Origin of the sequence: Trichocoleus sp. FACHB-262, from assembly GCF_014696035.1 — a bacterium.
Lineage (GTDB): Bacteria > Cyanobacteriota > Cyanobacteriia > FACHB-46 > FACHB-46 > Trichocoleus.
In genome coordinates this window covers 1-5,635 of the sequence record NZ_JACJPK010000056.1, presented here as the reverse complement: position 1 = coordinate 5,635, position 5,635 = coordinate 1, and the positions used below count along the sequence as shown (strand labels likewise).

The following is a 5,635-nucleotide window of genomic DNA, read 5'->3' as shown; positions in this document are numbered from 1 at the left end:
GTTTTGGCTTACTCGGCATGAGCGAACGGGCAGAGCGCATCGGCGCACAACTCACGATTCGGAGTCAACCTGGACAGGGAACAGAGATTATTGTCACCGTCAATCGGGAGTAATATCACGATGAGCCAAGCCACGACCATTCGGGTTCTGATTGCGGACGATCATGCTATTTTTCGGCAAGGATTAGCCACGATTATTAACCGTGACCCAGATATGCAGGTGATTGCCCAAGCTGAAAATGGGGAACAGGCGATCGCTCTATTTGGGGAACACCAACCGGATATCACGCTGATGGATCTCCGCATGCCTGAAGTAGAAGGAGTTGCCGCCATCGGTGCAATTCGTGCGACTGCTAAATCGGCTCGGATTATCGTACTGACCACATATGATGGCGACGAAGATATTTATCGGGGATTGCAGGCAGGCGCAAAAGGATACCTGTTGAAAGAAACTGAACCTGACGAGCTTCTGAATGCGATTCGTACCGTTCATCGGGGTCAGAAGTATATTCCGCCTGACGTGGGAGCAAAGTTGGTACAGCGGCTCAGCAATCCAGAACTGAGTGAAAGAGAACTGGCAGTCCTCCGCTCACTCGCACAGGGAATGAGCAATGCCGATATTGCGACTGCTTTGAGTATCGGTGAAGGTACGGTTAAATCCCATGTCAATCGGATTTTGAATAAGCTAGATGTTAGCGATCGCACTCAAGCTGTGATTGTTGCTGTTAAGCGTGGCATTGTCAGTTTGTAGGATGTACTTTCGATCAAATTCGGATTCTAACTTAAGTTAGAGCCAGCCTTCTACTCTGCGATCGCATCGTTACTCTACCAATTTGTACTGTAAAAGTTTTAACTTGCTGTAGAAGACAACTTAAAGGCGATCTCCTACATTGAATGTATGCAATAAAAGTGCATCCAATCAGACAAATCATACTCCTCTAAAGCGGTAAACCCGATCGAATTTTCAATCCTAATTATTGGAGATAAATCTATGACTTCTACCCCCACAGCCACAGCGACAGACCCAACGCTAGTTTCAACAGCAAAGTGGACTTGCTGTAGATGGCATCGTTGGACCTAAAACCTGGCAAGCCCTTCGTCGAGGTGGCCCCATTCAACTGACTGATGCAGCCATTTACTACGAGCCATCGAAATATCCCTATCAAAAAGAGGCGTTTGAATGGTTGCAATCCCAGATTTCTAGATCAAATCTAGAGGAATTTGCTCGCCGTTGGCGGAACCTACGCTAACGCAGCCATCACCGATTTCAAAGTTATTCAGCCTAGGTTCAAATTGCTGACGCTGGGAATGCCTAAATCATAGGGTTTTTCCCAGCTTTCGTGGCAATGTTCCAGGCTTGATACAGATGTAGAAAAATGAACGACGATCGTAGCCATAGTTCCTTACTTGTACCTCCTTCAACCCAAGATTGGATGCAAGGTGTGCTGAGTGCTAAGGTCGTGCTGGTGATGTATGGAGACTATCAATGTCCTAGAAGTGCAGACGTTTACAAGCTGATTAAAGCGATCAAACGAGAGCTTAGTGCTGCTTCTGGAGAGGATGATTTATGTTTTATCTTCCGTCATTTTCCACAAACAAAGATTTATCCCCATGCTCAACGGGCAGCCCAAGTCGCCGAAGCCGCCGCCGCCCAAGGAAAGTTTTGGTTAATGAGCGATACTTTATTTGACCATCAACAAAGGTTGGAGAACGGTTATCTTGTCGAGTACGCCAATGATTTAGGGCTTGACATTCCTCAGTTTCTCAAAGAGTTGTCTAAACAAGTGCATATCGATCGCATCAACGAAGATATTGAAGGCGGAATGCAGAGTGGAGTAACGACTGCTCCAACCCTATTTATCAATAACATTCGATATACCGGACGCTGGAAGATGACAGAGTTAATAACAGCCATTGTTGCTGCAAGTCATTAATCTTCCCAACCTTTGCTTGCCATCCATTTTTGACTGAGGACAATTTTATGAAATCCAGTCCACGATCGACCAAAAATGATTTCAAGCAATCGAGGTTTTCAACTCAGACTCATTTTCCCACTGCGCGCTCTCCTAATCATGCTCTTGTTACGGTTGCCCAAGAGGTCGCTGAGCAGCTCCAACAAGCCTATCCTCTTTCATCTGATGACAGTAACTCGGTTGAGGCGATCGATATTCGCGCAGTTGATTCAGACTTGAGGCAAATGATTCTCGCTGAATCACTCACAGATCGGGAGTTGGAGGTGTTGCAATTGATTGTTGATGGAGACAACAGTATCGCGATCGCTCGGAAGCTGAATATTTCTGTGGGTACGGCAAAAACTCATACCCGCAACATTTTGAAGAAGTTCATATGAGCAATTTCTGACCCATTCGCGCCTAGTGTTTATTTCTGAAAAGTAAGCAAGGTTTCAATCTAATTCATGACAATTCGGTCGATATTTAAAGGCTCATGCTTTTATATCTTGGGCAGCTTTGTCGCGCTCAATTTCTAACTTAAAGATTCTGTTTTTGCTTGCTAGTGCCAGTAAGCTACCTGATTTTGGCGGTTAGCTTTTTCTGTCGAACAAACCACCAATTTTTGCACCATGCTAACCATTACATCGCCAACCCTTGAATTCAAAAACAGAGGCTTAACGTGCACCCAGTTGCAGCAAGTACTCGACTATATTCACACTCACCTTGACCGAGATTTGTCACTGACTGAACTTGCAGAAGTGATCAACATTAGCCCCACTTACTTTGCCAGTACATTCAAACAGGCGATCGACATTTCTCCACATCAGTATGTGATTCAACAACGAGTGGAACAAGCGAAATTGATGCTGTCGAAAACGGATTTGGCAATTGCAGACATTGCTTTACAAGTCGGCTTCTCCAGCCAAAGCCATCTAAACCAACAGTTTAAGCGCCGTACTGGAATGACCCCAAAACAGGTGCGCTAACAGGAAGAATCTGACGAATTAGCTTAAGAACCTGAAAGAAGTCAAGCACAAGAACTCAGAATACTCAGAGTAGATAGAACGGCAAGATTAATATCTCCATTAATTCTATCCAGGAGTACGCCTGATCGTCTTTCATTGGAGAAATAAGGCAATGACACAAGATAAACCAAAGATTGCTCTAGTGGCAGGAGCGAGTCGAGGACTGGGAAAGAATACTGCTTTAGCAGTGGCAAAGAAAGGAGTGGGCGTAATTGTGACCTACCTCAACGGTGAAGCGGAAGCAAAATCCGTTGTTTCTGAAATTGAGGCAATGGGCAATAAAGCAGTGGCATTGCAGCTCGATATCGGCAAAATCGAAACCCTTGATGCGTTTGTAATAAAAGTCAAGCAAGCCCTGCAAAACACTTGGGACATTGAGCAATTTGATTTCCTCATCAATAACGCTGGAATTAGTAGCGGTTCACTATTTGCAGAAACAACAGAGGAAGAATTTGACCGAATATTCAACATTAACTTCAAGGGTGTCTTCTTTCTCACTCAGAAGTTGCTGCCATTGCTCAAAGATGGTGGACGAATCGTGAATGTTTCATCGTTTCTGACCCGCACCATAAGCCCAGGACGAGCGATCTATGCCAGCACGAAGGGCGCGATCGAGGTTCTGACTCGCTCCTTAGCGAAGGAACTAGGACAGCGGCAAATCACAGTGAATGTAGTCGCTCCAGGAGCGATCGCAACCGAGGGCAGTGTCGTGCAGGACAATCCAGAGATCAATAAGTACGTCGCGTCCCAAACTGCTTTAGGTCGGGTGGGTGAACCTGATGATATTGGAGGGGCGATCGCGCTGTTGCTGTCGGAAGAGAACCGATGGATTACTGGACAGAGAATCGAAGTCTCCGGGGGGCAGTCTCTCTAGCTCGAATCAACTTCAATCGATAGACAAATCATGTTAGCTAATTAAATGATTCAGAACATCAGTTCCAGATTGAGCTACTTGTAGAGCATCAAATTGCGAAGTTTACACAGGTCTACTGCGGCAAGCCATAGATACGAAGATCAGGCAAGGGTTTGAGGAGATGAATCAGCCTTGCCATCAGTACGTGATTCAGCAGCGCGTAGAACAAGCGAAATTGATGCTGTCGAAAACAGATTTAGCGATACGTGCTACGCACAGGCTACGCCAACGCAGATATCGCTCTAGAAGTCGGTTTCTCGAGTCAAAGCCATCTGACGCAACAATTCAAGCGCCTGACTGGAATGACCCCAAAACAGATTCGCTAACTCTATGACGCACGGGTTAAGGAGACAAAGATGAAGATCAAAGCAATCAAAGGACATCTGGGAATCGGAACGGAAGTGAAAGACGCGACTTACGTAGAGGCTGCGAGGTGGGGTAAGTATCGGGGGTGGCGGTATGTTCTGGGGCTGGTGATCATCCTCTTTGCGTGGCTGGTGGTCGGGACTGGTGCCAGCGTACTCGTCGTGATCATCGGCCAGCCGGATTACTTCGTGCTTGATTACCTCGTGCTTGATCCTTTCGAGAAGTTCCTGTTTGTTATGGCAGGTTTCCCATTTTTCCTCGCGGGGGTTCTCATCGCCGTTACCCTTATCCACCGCCGTCATCCCCTGACGCTAATTACGGCGCGGAAGAAGATAAGCTGGCGTCGCATCGGTCAGGGGTTTGTGGCGTGGTCCGTTCCAGCGTGTCTGATAGGCGTGCTGGGACAGTACCTCTTCTACCCCGACACCTTTACCTTCAACTTCGACCTGGCGACATCCGCGCTCTTCGTGCCACTGGCACTGGTCTTCACCGCGATCCAGACGACCACGGAGGAGCTGTTCTTTCGCGGATACATCGTGCAGGGCGCGAGCATGATCTCGACCAACCGCGTTTTTCTGGCGCTCGTGGCGGCCATGGTATTCACCCTGCCGCACCTCTTAAACCCGGAGGTGAGCGCAGGCGGCTGGCTCACGGTCTTCTCCAACTACTTCCTCGTTCCGGGTCTGTTGTGGACCGTGGTCTCGTTGATTGACGGAACCACTGAACTCGCCATCGGCGCACATTTCGCGAACAACATCGGTAGCATACTCCTGTTTAACATCACTGGAAGTGCTGTGACCACACCGGCTCCGTTCACAATCAGCGAGTATCACGCCACCTACGGGGCGCTATCGGTGCTAGTTGCAATACCCGTGTTCCTGGCGATCGCCTACAAGGTGTTCAAACACGACGAGGCATCCGAACCCGTTTTCCAGAGCGGTCGGATTGGTCGTCGGTGATTTCGTCAGTTCGTTGCTGGTCATTTAATTACAACAGGAGAAACAAAATGATACTGCAAGATAAAGTGGCGTTAGTCACTGGTGAAACTTCAGGAATTGGTCGTGCAACCGCGTTAGCGTTCGCGTAGCGTTCCGAAGGAAAGCTTAACGAAGTTATCGCCTTCGGTGCTGCTGGAGCAAAGGTCGTATTCTCAGGCAGACGCGACGCAGAAGGTGAAAAAACCGCCAAACTGATTCGCGAAACAGGCGCTGAATGCTTATACGTCCATTGAAATAAGTTCACAAACACCACAAGAATCTGACAAATCATTTTAAGCATCTGAAAGCAGTCAAGCATTGGAACTCAAGACACTTTAGATAGATAGAAACAGGAGTATTTAATCATGGTCAAAGAGCAAACTGTAGACGGACAAGCAAATTT

7 protein-coding genes and 1 pseudogene are annotated in these 5,635 nt (G+C 47.4%); all 8 read left to right on the top strand.

Annotated features, from left to right (window positions below; genetic code table 11):
• Positions 1 to 120: 120 nt before the first annotated feature.
• The 8 genes and pseudogenes from H6F68_RS11200 to H6F68_RS11165 all read left to right on the top strand — a co-directional run bounded on the left by H6F68_RS11200 (position 121) and on the right by H6F68_RS11165 (position 5,214).
• Positions 121 to 750 (top strand): response regulator transcription factor, encoded by a 630-nt coding sequence (locus H6F68_RS11200; protein ID WP_190559017.1) that lies wholly within the window; start codon positions 121 to 123, stop codon positions 748 to 750.
• 286 nt (positions 751 to 1,036) lie between these two features.
• Positions 1,037 to 1,249: pseudogene (locus H6F68_RS29785) on the top strand (peptidoglycan-binding protein); the annotation flags it as partial.
• Positions 1,250 to 1,375: 126 nt separating this feature from the next.
• Positions 1,376 to 1,933: a DsbA family protein gene (locus H6F68_RS11190; protein ID WP_190559015.1), complete on the top strand. Its 558-nt coding sequence runs from the start codon at positions 1,376 to 1,378 to the stop codon at positions 1,931 to 1,933.
• A gap of 47 nt (positions 1,934 to 1,980) precedes the next feature.
• The gene (locus H6F68_RS28995; RefSeq protein WP_190559013.1) at positions 1,981 to 2,349 is read left to right on the top strand and encodes a response regulator transcription factor; all 369 of its coding nucleotides are present in this window, start codon (positions 1,981 to 1,983) and stop codon (positions 2,347 to 2,349) included.
• A 231-nt stretch (positions 2,350 to 2,580) separates the two neighbouring features.
• Positions 2,581 to 2,937, top strand: a complete 357-nt coding sequence (locus H6F68_RS11180) for an AraC family transcriptional regulator (protein ID WP_190559011.1) — start codon at positions 2,581 to 2,583, stop codon at positions 2,935 to 2,937.
• 151 nt (positions 2,938 to 3,088) lie between these two features.
• Complete coding sequence (locus H6F68_RS11175) at positions 3,089 to 3,850, top strand: SDR family NAD(P)-dependent oxidoreductase (RefSeq protein WP_190559009.1); 762 nt, start codon at positions 3,089 to 3,091, stop codon at positions 3,848 to 3,850.
• 245 nt (positions 3,851 to 4,095) lie between these two features.
• Positions 4,096 to 4,215 (top strand): AraC family transcriptional regulator, encoded by a 120-nt coding sequence (locus tag H6F68_RS29605; protein WP_313930085.1) that lies wholly within the window; start codon positions 4,096 to 4,098, stop codon positions 4,213 to 4,215.
• Positions 4,216 to 4,245: 30 nt separating this feature from the next.
• Positions 4,246 to 5,214 carry a type II CAAX endopeptidase family protein gene (locus H6F68_RS11165; protein ID WP_190559006.1) on the top strand — a complete coding sequence of 323 codons (969 nt, stop codon included), beginning with the start codon at positions 4,246 to 4,248 and terminating at the stop codon, positions 5,212 to 5,214.
• Positions 5,215 to 5,635: the final 421 nt, after the last annotated feature.